The following is a 24,251-nucleotide window of genomic DNA, read 5'->3' as shown; positions in this document are numbered from 1 at the left end:
CGGCCGAACGCACCGCGTTGCATGGCGTTGATTATGCGGCGAACCGGTCCGTTGCCGCGACCAGCGCTTCCAGGATCCCCGGCTCGTTGTACGCATGCCCGGCGCCGGGCACGATCTCGAACGTCGCATCCGGCCATGCCTTCGACAAATCCCATGCGGTACGCACGGGCGTCGCGACGTCATAGCGGCCCTGCACGATCACGCCCGGGATGCCGGCGAGGCGATGCGCGTCGCGCAGCAGCTGGCCTTCCTCGACGAAGCCCTTGTTCACGAAGTAGTGGTTTTCGATCCGCGCGAACGCGAGTGCGTAGTGGCCGTCCGCGAAGTGCGCGGCGAGCTTGGGGTCGGGCAGCAGCGTGATCGTGCGACCTTCCCAGATGCTCCACGCGCGCGCGGCTTCGAGCTTTGCCGCTTCGTCGTTGCCGGTCAGCCGGCGATGGTAGGCGGCCATCAGGTCGCCGCGCTCGGCTTCCGGAATCGGTGCAACGAAGTCTTCCCACAGGTCGGGGAACAGCCACGACGCGCCTTCCTGGTAGTACCACAGCAATTCCGAACGACGCATCGTGAAGATGCCGCGCACGACCAGCGCACTCACGCGCTCGGGGTGCGTTTCGGCATAGGCGATCGACAGCGCGCTGCCCCACGAACCGCCGAACACGAGCCACTTTTCCGCGCCGACCATCTCGCGCAGGCGCTCGATATCGGCGACCAGATGCCATGTCGTGTTGTTCTCGAGGCTGGCGTGCGGCGTCGAGCGGCCGCAGCCGCGCTGGTCGAACAGCAGGATGTCGTAGCGCTCCGGATCGAACAGACGGCGATGGTCGGGGCTGCAGCCGGCGCCGGGGCCGCCGTGCAGGAACACGGCGGGCTTGCCGGCCGGGTTGCCGCAGCGCTCCCAGTAGATGCGATGGCCGTCGCCGGTGTCGAGATGGCCGTGGGCGTAGGGTTCGATCGGTGGGTACATGACGTTTCCTGATTGAAAGGTCGGTGGGGTGCCGAAAGCAGTACGCCATTATGCCCAACTCGCCGTAATGGCGTGTTCCGGTTCCGGCATGCCGGACGACTGCCGTGCTTGTCGATCGATATTGAAAAAATCCGTAAAAAACCGCATCGCATCGTTCACGCATTCCGATTCAATATGCCTTTGTGTTTCGTGTGCGTGCCACGCATGAAATGCATTCATGACGCTGGCCATGCGTCGCGGATCAATGAGAAATCAAAATAATTCCGGGGATTGTGAATGGATAGCGATTCTCTGACGAGGAAGGAGCGCGAGATCGTGTCGTTGATCGCGCGGGGGATGCGCTGTACGGAGATTGCCGCGGCATTGGGGGCCGCGCCGATGACGGTGCGCAAGCACCGCGCGAACATCGTGCGCAAGCTCGGCCTGACGGGCACTGCGCAACTCGTGGCCTATGCGGTCGAACACGCGCCGCCGCTCGCGGACGACCTCTCTCCTTGCGAAGATCGCCGCGCTCGGGCCGCGTGAGCGGGATGTGCTGCGCCTGATCGGCGCCGGTCTCGCGAGCAAGGAAATCGCAAGATTGCTCGATGTCAGCCCGCGCACGATCAGCAAGCATCGTGAAAACATCATGCACAAACTGTCCATTCACGAACTTGCCCGTCTGGTGAAAATCGGTCGCGAATTGTGATTCCGGCGATCCGTATTTTCGCTACGCAATCGGAGGTATTGAGCGGTATTCGTATTCGGCGCAATTTGAATGCCGAGCGGATATTGCATTGCATTCGCTCACGGACGGGCGAATGCGCGATATTCCGAGGGCGAATTCACCCGATTTTCGAAATGAAAAGGAGTGAAAAATGGAAAGTCAGAGTCCGATTGTCTGGAAGGACGATCGCGCCACGCAGGTCGCAGTGGCGCAACTCGTCAATGTGTCGACTGGGGAGTTCGTGGTCGACGTCACCGAACCGCCGCAAGTCAAGGAGTGGACGAGGCTGCTCGAATCGCGGGCCGCCGAGGATCACATGGAAGGGGACGCCGCGCTGCTCACATGGCCGCCCCGTCCCGTGTCGAGGCCCGCGATCTACGGTGGCGTGATCGTCTCGACGGTCAGCACGTTCGCGCTGCTGACCGGCTTCGCGATCTGGCGCAACTACACCGTGAGCGCGGAACTGACCCCGGACCGGATGCGCTTCCGTCTGCGTCCGCCGCCCCCGCCGCCCCCGCCGCACGCGTAAAGCAGCCCGGCCGCCGCCCGTTCGGGCGCGGCCGCCGCGTGACGTACCGCACGCGCCGGCGAGACAGCACGGCGGCGCGTGCGGAACCGAAATCACAGGAGATCAATCATGCCAGTTGACAATTCGGCGGCCGAGTCCGCCCGGAGTCTGTTGAACGGTATCGACTACAGCGCGCTGATCGGCGGTCCGTTGCAGGCCGCGATCACCGCTCAGGCGATGGCCGCGAAATCCACCTACGAGTTCATCGACAAGGTCGGCCTCACGACCGACAAGGACGGCGTGAAGCAGGCCGTCAACGTCACCTTCCTGTACCAGAAGGACGGGCAGATGGTGAAGCTGATCGTGCCGTTGCTGACGATCGTGCCGGTCCCGCTGATCCTGGTCGACGAAGTGACGATCCAGTTCAAGGCGAACATCAATGCTGCTGCGTCGTCGACGTCGGAAGAGTCGAAGTCCGAAGCGATCGCAGGCGAACTGTCGGCGCAGGGCAAGATCGGCTGGGGGCCGTTCAGCCTGTCGGCGCAGATGAAGGCCAGCTACTCGAGCAAGAAGGATTCGAAAGCGACGCAGGACTCGCGCTATTCGGTCGAGTACACGCAGGACGTGTTCGTGCATGCGTCGCAGGCCGGCGTGCCGGCCGGGCTCGCGACCGTGCTCAACATCCTGTCGAGTGCCGCGACCGGCGCGAGCCGCAACGGTGACATGCAGGTCAGCCCGGCGTTGTCGACCGTGATGTCCGGCGATCCCGCGCAGCAGCAGATGCTGCAGGTGCGCCTGCAGAATTCGAGCGGGCTGTTCGCCGGCGATACGGAAGTCGTGTTCCAGATCGATCCCGCGCTCGCCGACAAGTTCCGGATGAGTCGCGCGCCGTTTGGTTCGACCATCCCGTTCGATCAAGCGGGCAAGATCGCGTCGTTCAAGACCGACGGCGACGGTTCGCTGTCCGTCCTGTTCTGGGCCGAGGGCGAGGTCGACGCGCAGGCAATCGACCTGACGGTGTCCGCGTCGATCCCCGCACCGGACGGCGGCAAGGCCGACGCAAAGACGGTCGTCGTGCCGGTGCGCGTGCTGCACCGGTTGCCGCCGCCGTCGGCGCCGTCGCTCAAGAGCGCGCAGGCCACGCTCTCGATCGCCAAGGACGCTTCCGACAAGGATGTGCTGACCGCGCTGCGGCCGGACGGCACGCCAGCGGCGGATGTCGAGCTGAGGTTTGCGTTCGACGCCAGCGGCACGGCGTTCGAGGTCACGGCGAACGGCAAGAGCGTGACGAGCGATCCGCCGAAGACCGATGCCGACGGCAAGGTCGAGATCGATTGCAAGGCGCTCGACGACAACAGCAAGTCGATCGTGACCGTCAGCGCGACGATCGACGGCGCCGGCGTGTCCACGAGCCTCACGCTGCAGGCCAAGCCCTGATCCGTCCGATGTGACAACCCACCCGTGCCGGCCTGCCGGCGCGGGTTAGAGGAGAACACCGATGACCAATCTGCGGGATATTGCCGCCGCGTTCCTCGACAGTCTCGCGGGCGCGCAGCACGAAGCGAACCTGTATTCGAAGCGCCTCGCGGTGAAGTATCGCGAGGATCCGTTGCTCAAGTATTTCCCGGTGCCGAACGGTCTGCTCGACGAAGCGGACGTGACGTTGCGCTTCGCGGTGCCGCCGGGCGCCGCCGACGACGAGCGGTCATCGCGGCTCGACGTGGACACGCCGACGGCCGATGCGCTGCCGTCGCAGGTCGCCGTTGCCGACCTGGCGACGGAGGCCGGCGCGCTGCTGCTGCGGGATCTCGCTGGCGCGCTCGGCCCCGTGCTCGGCGCGAGCGGGGCGGCCGGTGAGGGCGCCGACCCGCTGCGCGACCGGATCGACGCATTGCGTTCGTCGCGCGTCGCACGCGAGCTGGGCAGCAACCTGCACGCGCTGCTCGGCGATGCACTGACGCAGGCGATGCGTCGCACGGAGCCGTCGCTCGATGCGCTGCGCGCGGGCCTGCTCGACGTGCTCCACGCGTCGCTGGACGGTAGCCTGGCGGACGTGTTCGACGTGAGCGATCGCAAGGATGCGGGACGCGCGTCGTTCGATGCGGCGGTCGACGCGAGCTGGGAGGCGCTGCGCAGCCTGATCGACGCGGCCGCCGAGCGCCAGCGCGGGATCCAGGCGGAGACCGCGCGTGTGCCGTCGCTCGCGGTGACGCTGGACCCGGCCGCGCTGCAGGGCATTCCGGCCGAATTCGTGCAGACGCTGACGCTGCGCGCGAAGCTGCGCAACTACAAGTGGGTGCTCGTCGGCGAAGGCGGGCGCGAGCGCGACGAACTGGTTGTCACGGAGTGATGCCATGACCGATTCCATCAGCCCCGTCGTCGATCTGCAGTACTTGTTTGCCGCGCCGATCGAGGCCGTGATCGAAGCCGACTTCATGGCGGCGCGCCAGTTCGTCCGGTACGTCCGCGAGTTTGGCTTCGTGCAGAACGCGTCCATTGTCTGCGAACCGGACGACCCGGATGGCACCGACTTCGGCGAACTGCGGATGATCACGTTCTTCTACGAACAAGTGGTCGGCAAGGACAAGACCGAGTGGCGCCGCGTGCAGGTTCCGGTGCTGTCGCTGATTCCGTTGCCGCTGCTCGAAGTGAAGACCGCGACCTTCGATTTCGGTGTGCGTCTGCTGCTCGCCGAGCGCGTGCAGGCGCCGTGCGCGATCCCGCTGCTGCCCGGCGATGCGGACGACGCCGCGCCACGCCGGTATCGCTGGAGCGCCATGCTCGCGCGCGGCCGGCCCGAGGCCGGCAGCCAGTCGCGCGAGGACGTGTCGCCGTTTCTCGAGGCGAACATCGGCGCCAAAGTCGAAGTCGGGCAGGCCGGCATCCCGGCCGGCATCGGCAACCTGCTGGCGCTGCTGGGCATGAATACCCAGGTCGGCGGCGCCGGCACCCAGGCCACCGGCGAAGGTGGCGATCACGCCAGGAGGGAGTCATGAAGACGAGCGAGAAGATGCTGAACGACGCGCCGGGTTTCACGTGCCCGGTCTGCGCGCGCGGGCGGGTGAAGTTGTCGCTGGCGGATTTTCTCGGTAACAGCGAGGTCCGCTGCCCGATGTGCGGCACGTCGTTCCAGATGGACAAGACGGGCTGCGCGGAACTGGTGGATCGGCTGCAGGATCTCCAGGTTGCGCAGCAGAACGTCCGGCTGCTGGAGAAGAAAGCCGACCGGTGAAACGGGGCGAGTTTGCTGCGGCCCGTGGGTCGTTGCGCTGCAGCAAACGGCCGACCGAGCGCCACCCGCCCCGGGCGTTCCGCCGGGGCGACCTGCATGCCGGGATGGCAGCGGGATTTTTGAAGCAATTTCATTCCGATATTTTTCATACAAAATCCCGGCGGCATATCGGCGTGCCGAAGCGGGGGCGCCGGTCTGCTGCCCATCCACCGTGCCAACGGAAACCAGCCGATGAACCATCGCGTCACGCAGTTGACCGGGTTGCGCGCCGTCGCGGTCGCGATGGTGGTGATCGGACATGCCGAGCACGTGCTGCCCGGCGGCTACACGGGCTGGTACGCGCCGTTGCGGCTGATCGCTGACGGCCGGCTCGGCGTGCTGATCTTTTTCGTTCTGAGCGGCTTCCTGATCACCAACGTGTTGCGCGCCGAGTTCGCGCGCACCGGTGGCATCGCTCTGACGTCGTTCTACGTGCGCCGTGCGCTGCGGATCTGGCCGGCCTGCTACGTCTATCTCGCGGCGGTCGCGATCGTGGCCTTCGCGGGCTGGTTCGACGTCGACCGCCGGCAGTGGCTGTATGCGGCGCTGCACCTGTGGAATTACTCGGCGTGGTTCGGGCTGACCGGCGACAACACGCTGCATCCGGACGGCGCGTGGTATCTCGGCCATTTCTGGTCGCTCGCGCTCGAGGAGCAGTTCTACTGGTTCTGGCCGCTGCTGTTCGTGTACGGGATGCGCCGTGGCGGTACGCGCTGGCTGGCCGCGTTGATCCTGGTCGTGCCGCTGGTGCGCGCTGTGACGTATTTCGTTGCGCCCGCGCTGCGCGGGCAACTCGGGATGATGCTGCACACGGGCGTCGATCCGATTCTGATCGGCTGTTATGTGTCGCTCAATCGTGAGCGGCTTGAAGCGTGGATTCGTACGTGGCGTGGCGAGACGCGTATCGTGACGGCGATCATCGTTGTCGTGCTGATCGGCATGCCGCTTGCCGAACATCGGCTCGGCGGCTTCTGGAATGCGACGTACGGCGTGACGCTCGAAGCCGCGCTGATCGCGATCGTGATCGTCGTGCTGAATTTCCGTAACGAGTTCTGGTGCGCGCGATGGCTGCGTACGCGGCCGGTCGTGTTCGTCGGCACGATCTCGTTCAGTCTTTATCTGTGGCAGCAGCCGTTCGCGAATCCGGATCTGGCCGTGCCGCATGCATTCCCGCTCGGGATCGTGTGGGCGTTGATGGCCGCGACGGCGAGCTATTTCCTCGTTGAGAAGCCGTTCCTGCGGTTGAAGGATCGATATTCGGCGCGCGAAGCGCGACGCGTGCGGGACGACGCGCTGCGGATGCCGGCGTCGGGCGAGGCGATCGGCGCGAAGGTGGCGGAGTAGGCGGGCGGGGCGGTGCCCCGCCTGGGCCTTACTTGAAGCGCTTCATTGCGGCAGGCGAATACCAGAAGTTTCGGAACATATCGATTCCGTACGTCTTGCCGTCGTAGTGGACGACCGTGCGCGCAGTGCGCTTTCCCGTATCCGAGTATTCGCCGTCCTTGCGCTGCGTCTTCGTGATGTGAGCGGTGATCGACAGATCGGCGAAACCATGGCTCGACGTTTTATCGACGGCGACTGTCATTCGGGCCTCTTCGCTGCTCGCATCGCCGACGCCCGGGCCGCAGGATTCGCCTTCGACACTGACCCACCCGCGGAGGTTGGTGCCGAATACCGAACGGATGTGGTTGCCTTCACGTACCCATAGCGTCAGTTCCCCGTCCGCGTCGGCATCGGGACAACTCGCCCCTCGCGCGCTGCTGGTGAACACAACGCCGAATGCGCGCAGGTCAGGCGACAACTGGTACCGCGCCGTATCGATGCGATAGCTGTTCTCGCCGATTTCGGTCGTCGCATCTTCCTGGACCACCGACTTTTCTGCCGCCACGACCTTGCCACCTTCGACGAGCGCGACGACCTGCAGCTTTTCGCTATCGTCGGGATTCTTGCTCTTCGGCAACGAATCGAACGCGACGGCTGCGATCGTCGTTTCGGGCGCATTCGGCATGACCTTGCACGCCGACGCGACGACGAGCCGGTCAGCGTCGCGCGTGGCGAGACGTGCGCTCGCGATGCCGGCCCAGCGCGCGACGGCAGTGACGGTATCGTCGCCGCAAACCTGGCTGTCGGCAGCCTGAACGGCGGGGGCGGCGACGAGCGCCAGCAGTGGGGCGAAGCGGAGGATTCTTGTGGTCACGATGGGAACAGGTTCTTCACGGGTTGTCGTGGATGTCGCTTACCGACCCGAAGCGTACCGCAGCACGCAGAAAGATCGTCCGAGTGCTTGACCGCATCTGTGCCGCCACATGTATCGGACCCGCTTCGCGGGCGCAACGCAGCCCCGATCTCATTCGGCAAACGTGGACGGATGCGCGCGGAACCTGCAGCCCGTCGCATCCTTCGCTGATGATGGCGCTGGGGCCGGTGTTCGAGCGTTTCCTTCGGCTTGAAGCCGGATCAAAGTCGACGGAATACCAGACTGGCATTGACGCCCCCAAAACCAAAGCCGTTGGAGATCGCATATTCCGTCGATATTCTGCGGGCCGATCCGGTGACAATATCGATGCCTTCAGCTGCCGAGTCCGGCTGGGTCAGGTTCAGCGTAGGAGGCGCGAGCTGGTCGCGCAGCGCAAGGACGGTGAAAATCGCTTCCACGCCGCCGGCAGCCCCAAGCAAATGTCCTGTCGACGCCTTGGTGGCTGAAACGGCGGGACCGCGACCCGATCCAAATACGGTCTTGATGGCCGCCAGTTCGCTGATGTCGCCGACGGGCGTGGACGTCGCATGGGCGTTTAAATGCCCGATCAGCTCAGGTTCGAGATTCGCCTGCCGGATCGCGAGTTCCATCGCGCGTCGTCCCCCGGCGCCGTCCTCGGGCGGCGATGTCATATGGTATGCATCGGCGCTCGTGCCATAACCGAGTACTTCGGCGATGGGGGTGGCGCCTCGCCGCAGCGCGTGTTCCAGCGCTTCTATGACGAGCATGCCGGCGCCTTCTCCCATGACGAAGCCGTCTCGCCCGGCATCGAACGGGCGGGATGCCTGCGCAGGATGATCGTTGAAGCCTGTGGACATGGTTCTTGCAGCGGCGAACGACCCCAGGCTGACTCGATCGATGCAGGCCTCCGCGCCGCCGCACACGGCAATGTCGGCTTCGCCCGCCCGAATCAGGCGCGCTGCGTCGCCAATCGCCTGTGCGCTGGCGGCACAGGCCGTAACCGGTGCGCCCAGGGGGCCGCGAAGGCCGTGGCGGATGGAGATGTGGCCAGCGGCCATATTGGCCAGGAAGCTGGGTACGGTGAAGGGAGAAAGCCGTCTTGGCCCACGGTCGTCAGTGATCCTGACCGCCTCCACAATTGCACCGAACCCGCCCACGCCAGACGCGACGATGGTTGCGGTTCGTTCGCGAGCGCTTTCGGTTTCAGGTCGCCACCCGGATTGATTCAAGGCCTCTTGCGCGGCGCCCAGCGCAAACAGGCTGAACCGGTCCATCTTCTTCTGGTCCTTGGGGTCTGCAGCGAGGGCAGGATCAAATCCCCATGGACAGTCAGGCGTCAGCACGGGCACGACGCCACCGACCTTCGACGCAATTCCGTCCGTGACATCGTCGGGCAAGCTGACCACGCCCGAATGGCCCTTCAGGAGACGGCTCCAGACGGATTCGACTCCGCATCCCAATGGCGAAACCATACCCATGCCAGTCACGACAATGCGTCTTGTGTTCAAACCGTGCTCCTCTTTTGACCGATGAAGACAGGCCGCCGGCGATTGGCGCAATGCGCCAGCCGACAACTATCACGAAGTTCAGAAATCACGAAGATGTCGCGTCAGTATAGGTATGGGGCGGGTAAGGAATTCGCACATCGCGCCAATTAATATGCAAAACGCGCCATAATGATCCAATCATGAATCTGCCCCGCCAACGTCCTCTGACTGTTTCGGCGCACTTCCTGCACGGGATGTTGCGTGCCGTTCGCACGCGTCACGGAGAAGACGTGACGGCACAGGTCCTCGCGAGCGCCGCCATCCCGCAGTCTCTTCTCAATCAACCCGATGCACGAATCACGCGGCAGCAGTACGTCGCGTTGTATCGGACGGTCGCGGCGTCGCTCGATGACGAGATGCTGGGGCTATGGTCCAGGCCAATCAGGGGCGGCACGTTGAAGTACCTGATGCTCAGCCTGCTGGACGCGCCAACGGTATTGGTCGCGTTCAATCGTTTTGTTCGTTTCTGGAATTTGCTGCTGGATGACTACCGGTTGCACATCTCAACGAAGAATGATCTGGTGCGGCTGGCGCTGGTTGAGCGGATGCCTGGCACGCAGGTTACGCCTCTTGGGCATGAGTTGATGATGAAACTGGCTCACGGCATAGCGTCCTGGCTACTCGGCAGGGAACTTGCGCTGCAACGGGTCGAGTTCAGTTTCGCCAGGCCCAGGTACGTAGAAGACTATGCATTCCTGTTTCCCGGGGCGGTGCAGTTCGATTCCGGGATGACGAGCATCCATTTCTCGTACCAGGATTGTGCCGAGCCGTTCAAACGCGAAAAGCACGAACTATGGGCTTTCCTTAACGCCGCACCCGGAGCCTGGACTTTCAGCGTATTTCATCATGGTTCGATCGTTGCCAAAACGCGCGAGCATCTTGAACGGAATATCGCGCAGCCGTTGACGATACAGGCGCTCGCGCAGGCGTTGCATACGTCTGTGCGCACGCTCAATCGTAGATTTGCGGAAGAGGGCACCCATTTCCAGCAGGTGAAAGACGGACTGCGGCGGGATATCGCGGTCGATCGGCTGACAAATTCGAACACCAGCGTGGCCGTGCTGGCATTTGATCTTGGCTTTTCCGACGCAACCGGTTTTTGTCGTGCGTTCAAACACTGGACTGGCAGTAGTCCTACGGATTATCGCAAGGATACGCGTCGAGATGAGTGACGAGAACACGTCGGGCATTGACGGCACGTGTCGAATAGCCGGAGCTGGCCGAACACCGGCAATGAGGGCCTGTGTTTTCGAGAAATCCGAGAAGAATAAAAAAGGCCCTTGCGGGCCTTTCGTCGACGGCTGAAGGGACGGGCGAACGCTTACCGCGTCAGCGCCGTGAACCCCTCCAGCAACCGATCGACATCAGCCGCCTGAATCGCGCCCATCGTCGAGATGCGGAACAGTTCCTTCGACAACCCGCCTTGCCCCGCGTAGATCACGAAGCCACGTGCCTTCAGCCCGTCGTGCAGCGTCTCGTACGTGACGCCTTTCGGCAACCGGTACGCACGAAGAACAACCGACGATTCCCCTTCCGCCAGCACCAGCGGCATCCCGCGCGCGGCAAGCCCGGCTTGCGCCTGATCAGCCAGCGCCTTGTAATGCGCATGCCGCGCACGCCAGCCGCCAGCCTCATCGAACTCACGCAGCGCCTCGACGAGCGCGTAATACGCGTGCACGGAAGGCGTAAACGGCGTATTCCGCTGATCCTGCAGCTTCGCGAGACGACCGAGGTCGAGGTAATACGTACGGCTTGCGGCCTTCGCGAGCGCGCTGCGGCGCACGATCACGAACGCTGCGCCCGGCACGCCGTGCAGGCACTTGTTCGCGGTCGCGGCAACGGCATCGATATCGCCGCCAGCAAAATCGATCGCTTCCGCGCCGAAGCTGCTCACACCATCAACGAGCATTTTCACGCCACGCGAACGGCAGACCTCGGCAATCGCACCGAGATCGTTCAAGCGGCCCGTCGTCGTTTCATGATGAATCACCGCAACGTGCGAATATCCACCCGCATCGAGCTTCGCACCAATCTGCACGAGATCAGGTGCCTGCATCCACTCATGCTTGAGCACCTCATGCGCGATCCCATACTGCGTCGCGATCTGCGTGATCCGCTCGCCATACACGCCGTTCTCGATCACGAGCAGCTTGCCGTCCTTCGGCACGAGCGCCGCGATCATGCTTTCGACCGCGGCCGTGCCCGACCCCGTCATCAGCACGGCCGTCCACTCAGCCGGATCGAGTTCATACGCGGCGACGAGGCGCGCACGCGCCTCATCCTGCAGATCGAAGAATTCGCTTTCGCGATGGCACAGATCGGGTTGCAGCAGGCTGCGGCGCACGCGTTCGGTGAGCGTGACCGGGCCGGGGTTCAGCAGCAGCATCAATGGGCTCCTTCAACGTGGGCTTCGGTCTGCGCGGCGCCGATGTGCCGCATCAGACGATTCTTGACCTCGACCGGCGTGACGGTCGGGCGGGGCAGGCCGTCAGGCACGCCGGTGCGGATCGCGAGCCGCACGAATCGCGTACCGTCGGCCGGCGCGGCCAGCGCCGTGTCCAGCACGTCGAGCGTGTCACCTTCGACCGCCGACGCATACCCGCACGCGGCTGCGACACCCGCGAACGAAACATGTTGCGACACGGTGGCCTGGCCACCCGTCGATTCGTGCGCGCCGTTGTCGAGCAGCACGTGCGTGAGGTTCGCCGGGCCGTAGGTGCCCAGCGTCGCGAACACGCCCATGCGCATCAGCGCGGCGCCGTCGCCGTCGACCGCGACCACGCGCAGGTCGGGGCGCGCGAGCGCGAGGCCGAGCGCCATCGGCGTCACGCAACCCATCGAGCCGACCATGTACAGCTGGTTCGGACGATCGTCGATTGCGTAGAGTTCGCGGCCGCAGAAGCCGGTCGACGCGAGCACGACGGTCGAATCGACCGGCGTGTGCGCGATCACGCGCTGCAGCGCGTCCTGGCGGGTCGGCCACGCGGCAGGCGATTCGGCACGTGTCGCCGATTGCGCAGCGACATGCGCGCGCGGCTTCGCGGCCGGGTTCGCCTTCAGCTCATACGGCGCGACGCTGCCTTTCTGCATCACGAGCGCGTACGGGCGGCCCGTCGCGTCCATGTGCGCGATCGCACGGTCGAGTGCCGGGCCGACCTGTTCCGGGTCGGTCGGGAACGTCTCCCACGGGATCTCCATCGTGTCGAGCATCGCGGGCGTGATCGGACCCATCAGCGCGTGCTGCGGCTCGTCGGCCACGCCCGGCTGGCCGCGCCACGTGACGATCAGCAGCTGCGGCAGGCGGAACGTCCACGTGAGCGACGTGAGCGGGCTCACCGCGTTGCCGAGCCCCGAGTTCTGCATCATCGCGATCCCGCGCTTGCCGCCGAGCGTCGCGCCCGCGATCAGCGCGACCGCGTCGCCTTCGTTCGCGGCCGACACGTAATTCAGCGTCGGGTCCTGCAGCACGTAATTGATGAACGGCGTCAGGTACGAGCAGGGCACGCCCGCGTACCAGTCGAAACCGCGCTCGCGCGCGGCCTCGACGAACTGGGCCGCTTCGATCATTGCGCGCCCCCGTTGCCGGCACCCGGTTCGGACAGCGGCGTTTGACCGTGCGCGAAGTCGCCCGCGCGGCGGAAGTCTTCGAGATCGTTGACGCCGCGCCAGTGGCCGTGCACGTACTGCACCTCGATCTTCTCGCCGGCGGCGATCAGTTCGTTGAGCAGCGACGGGATGTCGAGCGTGTCGAAATCAGGACGCGCCTGCAGCGTCGCGAGCATCGCCTTCAGGCGGTCGACGCCGGCGCCACGCACGTTCAGCAGGCCGATCCAGCGGCCGTGCGGCGTGCCTGCGGCGACGTCGCTCGAGACGCGTTGCAGGTAGGTCTTCTGGCCGAACAGGCCGCGATCGTCTTCCGCCGAGCAGAGTGCGAAATCGCGCACGCTCTGGTTGGTCTCCGTCAGCGACGAATCGACCACCACGCTGAACTCGGCCTCGCTCTCTGCGAGGTCGCGCACGATGTAGCTGCGGAACAGCAGGTCGCCGTACGAGATCACGGTGTCGCCGGTCAGGCGTTCGGCCGCGCACGCGAGCGATGCGAGCTCGCCCGTCTGTGCATGGCGTTCGTTGACGACGAGCTTGACGCCCGACGTGTCGATCGCGTCGGCGCGATAGCCGCCGACCACGGTGATGTCGTTCACGCCGTGCGTCTTGAAGCCGTCGACGAGCCAGCGCAGCAGCGGCTTGCCGGCGACCGGCAGCATGACCTTCGGCTTGTCTTCGGTCACGGCTTCGAGGCCCTTGCCGCGGCTGGCTGCCAGCACGATCGCCGCGTTCGACGCGCGCGACGACGACGACAGGTAGATACGCTCGGCCGCCGAGTACTCGTCGGCGTCCTGCAGGCGGAAGATCTCGTTGACCGATGCAACGCGGTCTTCGACGTTGATCAGCGTTTCGCTTTCGTGGATCTCGCGTGCAGTCGCCTGCATCGCGGATGCCGACGCGCGGATCAGGTGGTTCGCCCAGATCACGGTGCTGATGCCGGCCTGGCGGAACACGTCGGTCGGCGTGCTGTAGTACTTGGTCGGCACGATCACGAGCGGCGCCTTGCCGCTCCATTCACGCGCGAACTGCAGGATCTCGTCCGGGCGCGACAGCTTGCTGTGGATCAGGATCGCGTCCGCGCCGGCTTCCGCATACGCGTTCGCGCGGCGCAGTGCCTCGTCCATCCCCCAGCCGGCGATCAGCGCTTCGACACGCGCGACGATCGAGAAGTCGGGATCGGTCTGCGAATCCTTGCCGGCCTTGATCTTGCCGCAGAACTCGTCGATTTCGGCGAGCGGCTGGCGCTCGCCGCCGATGAAGCTGTTGGTCTTCGGGAACTGCTTGTCCTCGATGCAGACGCCGGCGATGCCGCGCTGCTCGAGCTTCTTCACAAGGCGGCGCACGTTGTTGAAGTTGCCGTAGCCGGTGTCGCCGTCGAGCAGGATCGGCAGATCGCTCGCGTCGGCCATGAATTCGAGCACGTCGACCACCTGGGTCCAGCTGGCTTCGTTGTTGTCACGCACGCCGAACTGCGCGGAGATCGCGAGGCCCGATGCCCAGATGCCCTTGAAGCCGGCTTCGCGGACGATCCGCGCGGACAGGCCGTTGTGCGCTTCCATCAGGAATTCGAGGTCGCTGCTGACGAGCATGCGGCGCAGGCGTGCGCTGCGCGATTCGGTGAAATTGGGTTCGCGTGCGTTCATCGTGCGACTCCTGCGGTGGTGCGTTGAATCAGGGGGAGGATTTCTTGCGTGGCGCGAGCGACGTCGTTCGGGAAGTCGATCTCGATCCACGGCGAGCCGGTGACGTCGGCGACGTCGAACGAATGACCGCCTTCGAGCAGCAGGTCGCGCACGGCTTCCTCGTGCGGCATGTTCGCGCGGCCGCTGTCGACGTAACCCGCGACGATCGTCGCGAGGCGGCGCGCGGTGCCTTCGGTGAAGCGGAAGAAGCCGACCGATTCGCCGATCGTGTCGTACTCGAGGTCGACCGCGAGCTGCTTGCGCAGCTCGACCGGCACGCCGTTCTTCAGGCACAGCTTGACGGGTTCGTCGCCGGCCTCGAAGTCGCGGTCGATCAGCAGGCGGTCGACCGCCTTGTCGGAATCGGCCACCAGCGCGTGCAGGATGTTCTCGTCATACAGCACGTCGGCGTCCATCAGCAGCACGTCGCCGCCGCGCGTCATCGCCTCGGCGACGGTATGCACGGTCAGCACGCTGCCGAGGTCGTAGCGGTCGTTGATCACGATCTCGGCCTGGCGGCCGAGACGCTTCAATTCCTGCTCGACCTTCTCGTGCTGGAAGCCCAGCCCGAGCACGATCTCGTCGACGCCCGCGGCATCGAGTACGCGCAGATGGCGCTCGAGCAGCGACACGTCGTCGAAGCGCAGCAGGCACTTCGGGAACTGCGCCTCGGGCGGTTGTTGCAGGCGCAAGCCGAGGCCTGCCGCAAGAATGATGGCTCGCATGGGTTCTCCAACCAAAAAGCCGGCGGATCTGAACGATCAGTCGGCGAGCGGCTGCGGCGCACGGCGCCGCTGCCAGTTTCTTTCACTGAAATGCAGATAGAGCAGGCCGGGCAGGCCGAGCGCGAGTTCGCGCGCGCGTTTCGCAAGCGACAGCGCGAGCGCCGCGTCGGGCGGCAGTCCGACCAGCGGCGCGAGAAGCAGGTAGCCGCCTTCCTGCGCGCCGAGCGAGCCCGGGATCGCGAAGGCCGCGCCACGAATGGCCTGGCCGACGCTCTCGAGCAGCAGCGCGTCGAGCCAGCTCACCGGATGCCCGAGGAAGTGCAGCGCGAGCCACACTTCCGCGGTGCCGACGATCCAGCCGACGAGGCTCAATGCGAACGTCTTCGCGACCTTCGCACGATCGCGGTACAGCGCGCCGACCGCGTCGTCGATCGCATCGGCGCGGGTCGCCAGCGACGACCAGTCGCGCGGGCCGAGCAGCTTCGACGCGAGGCGCAGGCCGCGGCCGAACAGCCCGCGCCGCTGCGCGACGTAGAACAGCGCGGCGAGGGCGCCGAGCACGCCGGTGGCGATCAGCGCGGGCGTGCGCAGGTGCGCGACCGATTCGTGCGTCGCATACAGGCTGAACGCGGCGATGCCGATCAGCGCGAACGCCATCTGCGAGAGCGCCTGCATCGTCGTGCTGACCGTGACGGCTGCCGCCGCGTCGGCCATCCGCGTGCCGCGCTGCGCGAGGTGGCGCACCATCAGCACGGGGCCGCCGATCTGCCCGGCGGGCAACAGGCTGTTCACCGATTCGCCGACCCAGCGCGCGCGCAGCGCGTTGCCGAGCTCGGCGCCCGGCTGGCCGGGGCGGAACATCACGGAAATCGCCATCGCGTCGATCGCGAGCGGTACGACGTGGAACGCCGCGACGAGCGCGAGCCCCCAGCCGGCCGCGAGGAATGTGGACGCGACCGCGCCGACGCCCTGCCATGCAAGGAGTGCGACGAAGAGTGCGGTCCCGAGGGACAGCAGGATGAGGCCGGCGCGTGTCATGACCCGGTCGTGCGTCGCGTTGCCAGTTGCTTGAACACCTGGCGGAAACCGAAATACGCGATCGCGTCCTTCATGTTCGAGATGAAGCGCTTCCACGGCCGCATGCCGGGGTTCGTCACGTATTCGAAGGTGAGCGACACGCGCATCTCGTTCTGGCCGAGCGGCGTGATGCGGTGGCGCAGCTTGTCGCCGTCGAACAGCACGATGCCGCCGTCGGCGATCTGGACGGAGCCCGGTTCGTCGGCCACGTCGGGGTTGCGCGTGTGCAGCTCGTAGTCGAGCCGGCACGACGATTCGTCGATCACGCCGATCAGCAGTGTGTAGCGGCGGCCGTCGTAGTACGACGTGTCGTAGTGCCAGCCGATATGGTCGCCGGGCTTCGTGTAGTAATACAGCGCGTATGCGTGCGGATCGTCGTCCGGCGACAGCATCAGCTTGTCGCCCGTGACCTTCTCGAGGAAGGAGATGAGCGCCTTCGAGCGATACAGTTCGGCGATGTACGGCGCCTGCTCGTCGATCGTATGGCGGCTCACGCTGCCACCTTGCTTGTGGCCGGGCAGGTAATTGCGGTTCAGGCCGGCCTGCATCGCGCGCGCGCCGTCGGCCAGCTTCGCATGTGCGTCGGCCGGCAGGAATGCGTCGAGGTACAGGAACGAGCCCTGGCGCGTGTAGTCGCCGCGCAGGCGGTCGAGGTCGAGCGTGCCGACACGGTCGGCCACGGTGCGATCGGGGTCGGCTGCGGCCGCGCGCACGGGCGCGGGGCGTGCCGGGCTCAGCACGGAGTCGTCGCGCGTGCTATTCATTTGGAAGCCTGGATTTCGGTTGGATTCTGAGCAACGTTGCTGCGCCGGACGATGCGCCACCAGTCGATCACGACCCACGCGGCGAACAGCGGGGCGCCGATCGACGCCGCGAGCAGGAACGGCTCGACGCCGTCGAACAGCGTCACGAGCGGCAGCAGGTAGAGCACGTCTTCGGTTTCGAAGCCGCCGGCGAATGCCTGCTTGGTGCCGGCCTTGCCGGCGAACGATTCGATGCGCATGCGCAGGAAGAAGATCAGCGCGACAGCGGCACCGGCCACCGCGCCGAGCAGCACCGGCGACGCCGCCATCTGGCCGCCCTGGGCGACGATGCCGACGCCCATGCTGACGAACAGCGCGACCGTGACGAGCGCGTCTGCCGCGAGGTCGTAAAAATGACCGATCTTGCTGGATTTCCCGCTGATGCGCGCGAGCTCGCCATCGGTGTGGTCGACGAAGTTCGACAGCACGATCAGGAACGCGCCTGCATTGCTCCAGCCGAAGCCGCCTTGCGCGAGGCACCAGGCGCCGGCGAGGCCAATCAGCAGACGAACGGTAGTGAGGTGATTCGGGGTGACGGGCGTGTCGACGAGCGGTCGGACAAGCGAGCGCGCGAGCCGCGCATCCCAGGTGCGTGGCAGGGGCGGTTCGGAACGTGTGGCGGTTTTTCTTTGGTCCATCGGCGAAATATATACGGAATTGTAATTTGTTGCTTTTTATTCGATCAATGTCCTGACATGAGGGAGTGTTACCGCGTCTTGCAGCGATCGGCCGGCCAAAAAGCGCGTGCGCGAAAGGGCGGCCGAACGGGGCGGCGGGATCCGTATTCCAGTGTGGTTCGCGTCGCGCGACTGTCAAGGACGGACGGGCCTCGGAGGCTGATGCAGCGGTGCTTTTCGCGTTTCCCGATGCGCGTCGCGCGGCGCGTGCGAGCTTGACGTGTGTCAGGTCGGGACAAGCCGCATCGGGTGACAATTGGCCGCGCCGGACGGGTGTCGGTCATTACCGATAGAGGGGCGATAAATTCGACTGGAAATCCGTCGATTGATGCGCGTGGGTTGTCGATCGTCGACCGATCTTTCTGCTCGATGCTTTCGCGCACCTTTCGTGCGCATCCGATTTAAACGGAGCGCCTGTCACAGAACGGTCGTTCGATACCCGGCAAATCCGGCAAGGATCTTTTTCATTTGGCGGACATTTCGCGGCGATTGCCTCTGCGATACTCCGACCGTGCCTGTGGTGCCGGCCGCCCCTCGCGGCCCCAAGGGCTTCATGTCGCTCAGGAGACACCCCCCGCGACGTCAACGACAGACCCAAGCGTCAGAAACCAGCCATGTCTTCATCACGCATCCTCGCTCCCGCCCTGCGTTCGCTCGTCCGCACCGCCGACGAAGCCGCCGCGCTGATCCGCCCCGGCATGACCGTCGCCATGAGCGGCTTCACCGGTTCGGGCTATCCGAAGGCCGTGCCGGCCGCGCTGGCCACCCATATCGACGCGGCGCACGCGCGCGGCGAGGACTTCCGGATCAACGTGCTGACCGGCGCGTCGACCGCACCGGAACTCGACGGCGCGCTCGCCCGCACCAACGGCATCTCGATGCGCCTGCCGTACCAGTCCGACCCGACGTTGCGCGACAAGATCAACGGCGGCGAAGTCGACTACCAGGACGTCCACCTGAGCCACGTCGCGCAGTACGCCTGGTTCGGGCTGTACGGCGATCTCGATGTCGCGATCGTCGAAGTCGCGGGCATCCGCGAGGACGGGCTGCTGATTCCGTCCGCGTCGATCGGCAACAACAAGACCTGGCTCGAACGCGCGAAGCACGTGATCCTCGAGGTCAACTCGCGCCAGCCGCTCGGCCTCGACGGGATGCACGACGTCTATTACGGCACTGCGCTGCCGCCGCACCGCAAGCCGATTCCGCTGACGAAGAGCGACGACCGGATCGGCGAGCCGTACCTGCGCTGCCCGGCCGACAAGATCGTCGCGATCGTCGAGACCGACGCGCCGGATCGCAGCAATGCGTTCTCCGCACCGGATGCGACGTCCAAGCAGATCGCGCATCAACTGATCGACTTCCTGCGCCATGAAGTGAAGCGCGGCCGCCTGCCGGAAAACCTGCTGCCGCTGCAGTCGGGTGTCGGCAACATCACGAACGCGGTGCTCGCGGAGCTCAGCTCGGCCGGCTTCTCGAACCTGACCGCGTACACCGAAGTGATCCAGGACGGCATGCTCGACCTGCTGCAGGACGGCACGTTGAGCTTCGCGTCGGCCACCGCGCTGTCGCTGAGCCCGGCCGCCGTGCAGCGCTTCGCCGACGAAATCGCGACGTTCCGCGAGAAGATCGTGCTGCGCCCGCAGGAGATCAGCAACCATCCGGAACTCGTGCGCCGGCTCGGTTGCATCGCGATGAACGGGATGATCGAGGCCGACATCTACGGCAACGTGAATTCGACGCACGTGATGGGCACGAAGATCCAGAACGGCATCGGCGGCTCGGGCGACTTCGCGCGCAACGGCTACCTGTCGTGCTTCATGTCGGCGAGTACCGCGAAGGGCGGTGCGATCTCGCGGATCGTGCCGATGGCGAGCCACGTCGACCATACCGAGCACGACGTCGCGGTGGTCGTCACCGAGCAAGGCCTTGCGGACCTGCGCGGCCTGTCGCCGAAGCAGCGTGCACGCAAGGTCATCGCGACCTGCGCGCATCCCGACTACCGGCCGATGCTCGAGGATTACTTCGAGCGCGCGTCGCGCGACAGCTTCGGCAAGCACACGCCGCACCTGCTCGCCGAGGCGCTGTCGTGGCACGAGCGCTACGTGCGCACGGGCACGATGAAGGCCTGACACGGAGCGAAAGGGCGCGCGCCGCGTGTGCGCCCGTCAATCCATCGCCGCATGCGCGATATCCACGCTCGCCGCTTTCTGCGGCGGGCGGATCAGCAGCAACAGCGGAATCATCAGCAGCGTCGCGACGAACATCAGCTTGAAGTCGTTCAGGTACGCGATCATCGACGCCTGCTGGTTGATCGTGCGATCGAGCAGCGCGATGTCGAGGCGGCTGCCGGCGATCGCCTGCACGGCCGGGTTGAACGGCGTGATGTGGGTCGCGAGGTCGGCATGCGCGACCTGCGTGTTGCGCGTCATCAGCGTCTGCACGATCGAGATGCCGATACTGCTGCCGATGTTGCGCATCAGGCTGTAGGTGGCCGTGCCGTCCGCACGCAGGTCGGGCGGCAGCGTCGAGAACGACAGCGCGCTCAGCGGCACGAACACGAGGCCCAGCCCGAAGCCCTGCACCACGCCGGGCCACACGATGTCCGCTTCGGACAGCACGACCGTGTACTGCATCATCTGCCACAGCGCGAGCGCGGAAATCGACAGCCCCGCGAGCAGCAACATCCGCGCATCCACGTATTTCAGCAGCCTGCCGACGAACAGCATCGCGATCATCGTGCCGGCGCCGCTTGGCGCGGTGACGAGGCCCGTCGTCGCGACCGGGTAGCCCATCAGGTTCTGCAGCATCGGCGGCAGCAGCGCGCGCGTCGCGTACAGCACCGCGCCGACCACGAAGATGAACAGCGTGCCCGTGGCGAAGTTCGGGTCGCGCAAGAGTTCCGACTTGAAGAACGACGCCTTGCCGACGGTCGCCGTATGCACGAGGAAGAACGCGAAGCTGAGTGCCGCGACGATCGCCTCGATGCGGATCTCGTACGAGCCGAACCAGTCGAGCTGTTCGCCGCGGTCGAGCATGGCCTGGAACGCGCCGATCGCGAGCGCCAGCGTCGCGAAGCCGAACGCGTCGAACTTCACGTGCGGGCGCGGCGCGCGCGCGGGCAGGAAGGTCATCACGCCGGCGAGCGCGAATGCGCCGATCGGCACGTTGATGAAGAACACCCAGCGCCAGTTGTAGCTGTCGGTGAGCCAGCCGCCGAGCGTCGGGCCGAGGATCGGGCCGACCATCACGCCCATCCCCCAGATCGCCATCGCCTGGCCTTGTTTCTCGCGCGGATTGATGTCGAGCAGGATCGACTGCGACAGCGGCACCAGCGCGGCGCCGAACACGCCCTGCAGCAGACGCGCGCCGACGATCTGCACGAGCGTCTCGGACAGCCCGCACAGCGCCGATGCGACCGTGAAGCCCGTGATCGACACGATCAGCAGCCGTTTCACGCTGAGCCGGTCGGACAGCCAGCCGGTGAGCGGGGTCGCGATCGCCGCGGCGACGATATAGGAGGTCAGCACCCACGTGATCTCGTCCTGCGACGCGGACAGCGTGCCCTGCATGTGCGGCAGCGCGACGTTCGCGATCGTGCTGTCGAGGGTCTGGATCAGCGTGGCGAGCATGATCGACAAGGTCAGCATCGGCCGGTTCAGTGCGGGCGAGGCGGGGGCGTCGGCGGCGGGGTTCAAGCGGGTGTCTCCACGGGGCGGTCGCCGTGGGCGGCGATCCGGTAGGGCGGGAATTATAAGCACGCTTATTATATATCCGCTTATCGCCGGGCCGCGAGCCGAGGCTGTTTCAGGCTTGACCCTATAATCCGCGGATGGACAAGACTTACGAGAACCGGATCGGCTATCTGATCGCCGACGTCGCCCGCCTGAACGGACGCCTGTTCGACCGGCGTGCGAAGCGCATCGGGCTGACACGGGCGCAAAGCCGCGTGCTCGCGTACCTGACGTGGAAGGGCGAGATGAATCAGGCGCGGCTCGCCGAATGGCTCGAGATCACGCCGATCTCGCTCACGCGGCTGCTCGACCGGATGGAAAGCTATGGCTGGATCGAGCGCATCGCGAACGACGACGATCGCCGCGCATTCGTGATCCGGCTGACCGACAAGTCGCGCGAGATCTTTCCGCAGATGCTCGAAGTGGGTGACACCGTCGCCGACGACGGGCTGCGCGGCTTCACACCCGACGAGCGCGATACGCTGGTGCGGCTGCTCGGGCGCGTGCGCCACAACCTGATCGACTGCGGCGGAGAGTGATGCGGGCCGCCATGAGGGCGGGCCGGATGAACGACTTGACAACACCGGCGGCAGCGCGTGAGCACGCCGAGTTTGCTCGCATGCCGGCACGCCGCGTTGTCATCGCCGTTGCGCCGGTGCCGATGCCCGGCGCGGCCTTCGTCCGGCTGGCACGGGACGAAGTGCCCGTCATGTTCGACGATGCGCGTGGGTGGGCGTCTACTCGGTTGAGTCGACGCTACTTGTCACGGTCTTGGCGAGTCGATGTGCTCAACGGGCCAGCGCCGCGAGCGTGAACGCCGCCAGATAAAGCCCCACACCGTAGGACAGGTGCGTGATGAGACTGCGGCGGCGCGCGACGCCCGGGTGCGGCGTGCGTGATGCGGCGATGCCGAAGCCGAATGCGGGCTGCATCACGAAGAACGGTGCGACCACGCTGGCGAGGCCGGCGACGAGCGCGGGGAGCGGGGTCGGCGTGCCGATCCATTCCGTGCCCGCGATCGCGACGGGCAGTGCCGCGAACGCGATGCCGATCGCGTAATGTGCGATCCAGCCGAGCGCGCGTTCGCCCGGCACGGGCGCCGCGGCGCCGATCGACACATGCCGGAACCGGCCTTGCTTCATGTGACCGATCCAGCGGCCGACCAGCGCATAGTCGAGCGACGGAATGCCGAAAGCGCGCCGGCGAAACAGTGTCCAAAGATCCATCACGAGCGTGGCGCCCGCACCGATCAGCAACAGGTTGAGCAGGACGTCGGGCGTGCTCATCGCGACCCTCTGCGGAGAAGGGAACGGGCTGCGTGGTGCAGCGGAATACAGCGTGGTTTCAGCGGTTTCATGGCAGTACGGGCTTGTCTTCATGGAGTCGAGCGACTATCTTGCAACTTCAAGTTCACTTGAGGTCAAGCATGAGCCGATTGGACATTGCAGATGTGGCGCGACGCTCGGGATTGCCCGCGTCGACGTTGCGCTACTACGAGGAAAAGGGGCTGATCGTCCCGACCGGTCGCCACGGGCTGCGGCGGCAATACGACGAGTCGGTGCTGGAGCGTCTTGCGCTGATTGCCCTGGGCCGAGAGGCCGGCTTTTCGCTCGACGACATCCTCACGATGGTCGGCACGGAGGGCCTGCCGGCGATCGATCGCGCGAAGCTCGACGGCAAGGCGGACGAACTCGACCGCACGATCCGCCGTCTCGGCGCCGTGCGCGATGCGTTGCGGCATGCGGCCGTGTGCCCGGCAGCGAACCATCTCGAATGCCCGTCGTTCCAGAAGCTGCTGAGGATCGCCGCGCATCGCCATCCGGCGCGCCGCACGAAGACGGAAGGCGCGTAGGCGGCGAGCGTGCATTGACGGGTTGGCGTGGCAGCAGGGGGCGCGCCAGGTCACGCCTTGCCGGACATCGAAAACAGGAACAATGGGGTTGCCGCGTGGGGATTTTCGTTGTGTTTTGTGTACTTCCGGCTGTGTATGCGGCATCGAAGGTCGGCCCGCATTACGGGGCGCTCGCCGGGTGGGCGACATTGGCCGCCGTGCTGGCGACGCAGACTGCGCTGCTGATGTGGGTGGCCGACTGGGTGACGCGGCGGCTTGGGGTCGATGGGCAGCCTGACGCGACCGCGCCGTCCGATAGTCTGGATGACGAACCGGCTGACGAGCCCGGCGACGAGCCCGATGTGCCGCTTCGATACGGCGAGCAGGCACGATTCAAGCAACTGGTTCTGATTGCCGACACCGAGCGGCCCGACGTCACGCGCCGTTTCTACGACAAGGCGAAGCGGGCGATCGATGCGTACGTGGATGTCGAGACGGGGCGCGACGGTTCGGGGGCGGCGATGGTGTCGACGGCCGACCTCGCCCCGGCAGACGGCCTGCCCGCCGCGCCGCAGGACGAAACGCTGATCGTGTTCGTGTCGAACGACGGCGCGTGGTCGGGGTTCCGCGTCGGCGACGACAGCTTCCGGTTCCGCCACGGCGCAATGACGAGACTGCGATTCACGCATGTGATGCCGGTTCGCTGGAGCGGCGACTATATGGTGACGTTCTGGTTCGACGTGCCGAAGCGGGAGCACGCGACCGATTTCAACGCGTATTCGACGGGGTTCGATATCGGGGTGAGCCGTGCCGGACGCCGTTCACGCACGCTTACCCATGCATGTCGCGAGATCGCGTCGGTGCTCGGCGTGGCGTTCGACGTCGACGAGGTCGGCGACGACTGA

Annotated in this window: 25 protein-coding genes; 13 read left to right on the top strand and 12 right to left on the bottom strand. The window is 65.7% G+C overall.

Translation table 11 applies throughout. The annotated features are described in order from the left end of the window. Positions 1–31: 31 nt before the first annotated feature. Positions 32–964, bottom strand: coding sequence for a prolyl aminopeptidase (pip, locus tag BCEP18194_RS32390; protein WP_011355527.1), 933 nt, complete (start codon positions 962–964; stop codon positions 32–34). A gap of 276 nt (positions 965–1,240) precedes the next feature. Between pip and BCEP18194_RS32385 the strand changes: the two genes are divergently transcribed. From BCEP18194_RS32385 to BCEP18194_RS32355, 8 genes are all read left to right on the top strand, one after another. Continuing rightward, positions 1,241–1,489, top strand: a complete 249-nt coding sequence (locus tag BCEP18194_RS32385; protein ID WP_041493329.1) for a helix-turn-helix domain-containing protein — start codon at positions 1,241–1,243, stop codon at positions 1,487–1,489. A 7-nt stretch (positions 1,490–1,496) separates the two neighbouring features. Next, a complete protein-coding gene (locus BCEP18194_RS40460) occupies positions 1,497–1,652 on the top strand; it encodes a LuxR C-terminal-related transcriptional regulator (protein ID WP_011355525.1) in 156 nt (51 codons plus the stop codon). A gap of 169 nt (positions 1,653–1,821) precedes the next feature. Continuing rightward, complete coding sequence (locus BCEP18194_RS32380) at positions 1,822–2,199, top strand: hypothetical protein (RefSeq protein WP_011355524.1); 378 nt, start codon at positions 1,822–1,824, stop codon at positions 2,197–2,199. A 108-nt stretch (positions 2,200–2,307) separates the two neighbouring features. Further along, a complete protein-coding gene (locus BCEP18194_RS38880) occupies positions 2,308–3,615 on the top strand; it encodes a DUF2589 domain-containing protein (protein ID WP_011355523.1) in 1,308 nt (435 codons plus the stop codon). Positions 3,616–3,676: 61 nt separating this feature from the next. After that, positions 3,677–4,528 (top strand): hypothetical protein, encoded by an 852-nt coding sequence (locus BCEP18194_RS32370; RefSeq protein ID WP_011355522.1) that lies wholly within the window; start codon positions 3,677–3,679, stop codon positions 4,526–4,528. A gap of 4 nt (positions 4,529–4,532) precedes the next feature. Beyond that, entirely contained in the window at positions 4,533–5,174 is a 642-nt protein-coding gene (locus tag BCEP18194_RS32365) for a DUF2589 domain-containing protein (RefSeq protein WP_011355521.1), read from the top strand. Continuing rightward, positions 5,171–5,410, top strand: coding sequence for a hypothetical protein (locus tag BCEP18194_RS32360; protein WP_011355520.1), 240 nt, complete (start codon positions 5,171–5,173; stop codon positions 5,408–5,410). Before BCEP18194_RS32365 ends, BCEP18194_RS32360 begins: the two co-directional genes overlap by 4 nt. Positions 5,411–5,641: 231 nt before the next feature. After that, positions 5,642–6,793 carry an acyltransferase family protein gene (locus BCEP18194_RS32355; protein ID WP_011355519.1) on the top strand — a complete coding sequence of 384 codons (1,152 nt, stop codon included), beginning with the start codon at positions 5,642–5,644 and terminating at the stop codon, positions 6,791–6,793. 28 nt (positions 6,794–6,821) lie between these two features. On the opposite strand, the gene BCEP18194_RS32350 is transcribed toward BCEP18194_RS32355, so the two are convergent. Then, positions 6,822–7,646, bottom strand: coding sequence for a hypothetical protein (locus BCEP18194_RS32350; RefSeq protein ID WP_011355518.1), 825 nt, complete (start codon positions 7,644–7,646; stop codon positions 6,822–6,824). Positions 7,647–7,906: 260 nt separating this feature from the next. Next, positions 7,907–9,175, bottom strand: a complete 1,269-nt coding sequence (gene fabF, locus BCEP18194_RS32345) for a beta-ketoacyl-ACP synthase II (RefSeq protein ID WP_011355517.1) — start codon at positions 9,173–9,175, stop codon at positions 7,907–7,909. Positions 9,176–9,354: 179 nt separating this feature from the next. Here fabF and BCEP18194_RS32340 point away from each other — a divergent pair, with 179 nt between their 5' ends. Next, the gene (locus BCEP18194_RS32340; RefSeq protein WP_011355516.1) at positions 9,355–10,386 is read left to right on the top strand and encodes an AraC family transcriptional regulator; all 1,032 of its coding nucleotides are present in this window, start codon (positions 9,355–9,357) and stop codon (positions 10,384–10,386) included. 149 nt (positions 10,387–10,535) lie between these two features. Here BCEP18194_RS32340 and BCEP18194_RS32335 read toward each other — a convergent pair whose 3' ends face one another. The 7 genes from BCEP18194_RS32335 to BCEP18194_RS32305 are packed head-to-tail and all read right to left on the bottom strand — an operon-like array spanning position 10,536 to position 17,745. Continuing rightward, the gene (locus BCEP18194_RS32335) at positions 10,536–11,600 is read right to left on the bottom strand and encodes a 2-aminoethylphosphonate aminotransferase (protein ID WP_011355515.1); all 1,065 of its coding nucleotides are present in this window, start codon (positions 11,598–11,600) and stop codon (positions 10,536–10,538) included. Next, complete coding sequence (gene aepY, locus BCEP18194_RS32330) at positions 11,600–12,781, bottom strand: phosphonopyruvate decarboxylase (RefSeq protein ID WP_011355514.1); 1,182 nt, start codon at positions 12,779–12,781, stop codon at positions 11,600–11,602. Before aepY ends, BCEP18194_RS32335 begins: the two co-directional genes overlap by 1 nt. Next, a complete protein-coding gene (gene aepX / locus BCEP18194_RS32325) occupies positions 12,778–14,463 on the bottom strand; it encodes a phosphoenolpyruvate mutase (RefSeq protein ID WP_011355513.1) in 1,686 nt (561 codons plus the stop codon). The genes aepY and aepX overlap by 4 nt, the downstream gene beginning before the upstream one ends. Beyond that, complete coding sequence (locus BCEP18194_RS32320) at positions 14,460–15,227, bottom strand: NTP transferase domain-containing protein (RefSeq protein ID WP_011355512.1); 768 nt, start codon at positions 15,225–15,227, stop codon at positions 14,460–14,462. The genes aepX and BCEP18194_RS32320 overlap by 4 nt, the downstream gene beginning before the upstream one ends. A gap of 36 nt (positions 15,228–15,263) precedes the next feature. Further along, entirely contained in the window at positions 15,264–16,265 is a 1,002-nt protein-coding gene (locus BCEP18194_RS32315; RefSeq protein ID WP_011355511.1) for an HpnL family protein, read from the bottom strand. Beyond that, positions 16,262–17,068 (bottom strand): HalD/BesD family halogenase, encoded by an 807-nt coding sequence (locus BCEP18194_RS32310; protein ID WP_011355510.1) that lies wholly within the window; start codon positions 17,066–17,068, stop codon positions 16,262–16,264. The genes BCEP18194_RS32315 and BCEP18194_RS32310 overlap by 4 nt, the downstream gene beginning before the upstream one ends. Then, positions 17,065–17,745: a CDP-alcohol phosphatidyltransferase family protein gene (locus BCEP18194_RS32305; RefSeq protein WP_011355509.1), complete on the bottom strand. Its 681-nt coding sequence runs from the start codon at positions 17,743–17,745 to the stop codon at positions 17,065–17,067. The genes BCEP18194_RS32310 and BCEP18194_RS32305 overlap by 4 nt, the downstream gene beginning before the upstream one ends. A gap of 653 nt (positions 17,746–18,398) precedes the next feature. On the opposite strand from BCEP18194_RS32305, the gene BCEP18194_RS32300 reads away from it, so the two are divergent. Next, positions 18,399–19,913 carry an acetyl-CoA hydrolase/transferase family protein gene (locus tag BCEP18194_RS32300; protein WP_011355508.1) on the top strand — a complete coding sequence of 505 codons (1,515 nt, stop codon included), beginning with the start codon at positions 18,399–18,401 and terminating at the stop codon, positions 19,911–19,913. A gap of 36 nt (positions 19,914–19,949) precedes the next feature. On the opposite strand, the gene BCEP18194_RS32295 is transcribed toward BCEP18194_RS32300, so the two are convergent. Beyond that, positions 19,950–21,479, bottom strand: a complete 1,530-nt coding sequence (locus tag BCEP18194_RS32295; RefSeq protein ID WP_011355507.1) for a DHA2 family efflux MFS transporter permease subunit — start codon at positions 21,477–21,479, stop codon at positions 19,950–19,952. A gap of 134 nt (positions 21,480–21,613) precedes the next feature. On the opposite strand from BCEP18194_RS32295, the gene BCEP18194_RS32290 reads away from it, so the two are divergent. Beyond that, the gene (locus BCEP18194_RS32290; protein ID WP_011355506.1) at positions 21,614–22,054 is read left to right on the top strand and encodes a MarR family winged helix-turn-helix transcriptional regulator; all 441 of its coding nucleotides are present in this window, start codon (positions 21,614–21,616) and stop codon (positions 22,052–22,054) included. A gap of 249 nt (positions 22,055–22,303) precedes the next feature. On the opposite strand, the gene BCEP18194_RS32285 is transcribed toward BCEP18194_RS32290, so the two are convergent. Next, the gene (locus tag BCEP18194_RS32285; RefSeq protein WP_011355505.1) at positions 22,304–22,801 is read right to left on the bottom strand and encodes a DUF2938 domain-containing protein; all 498 of its coding nucleotides are present in this window, start codon (positions 22,799–22,801) and stop codon (positions 22,304–22,306) included. Positions 22,802–22,941: 140 nt separating this feature from the next. Here BCEP18194_RS32285 and BCEP18194_RS32280 point away from each other — a divergent pair, with 140 nt between their 5' ends. After that, complete coding sequence (locus BCEP18194_RS32280; RefSeq protein WP_011355504.1) at positions 22,942–23,367, top strand: helix-turn-helix domain-containing protein; 426 nt, start codon at positions 22,942–22,944, stop codon at positions 23,365–23,367. Beyond that, positions 23,289–24,251, top strand: a complete 963-nt coding sequence (locus tag BCEP18194_RS32275) for a hypothetical protein (RefSeq protein ID WP_167316039.1) — start codon at positions 23,289–23,291, stop codon at positions 24,249–24,251. The genes BCEP18194_RS32280 and BCEP18194_RS32275 overlap by 79 nt, the downstream gene beginning before the upstream one ends.

The organism is Burkholderia lata, from assembly GCF_000012945.1.
Lineage (GTDB): Bacteria > Pseudomonadota > Gammaproteobacteria > Burkholderiales > Burkholderiaceae > Burkholderia > Burkholderia lata.
The sequence above is the reverse complement of the archived record's forward strand: the minus strand, read 5'-3'. Positions and strand labels throughout refer to the sequence as shown.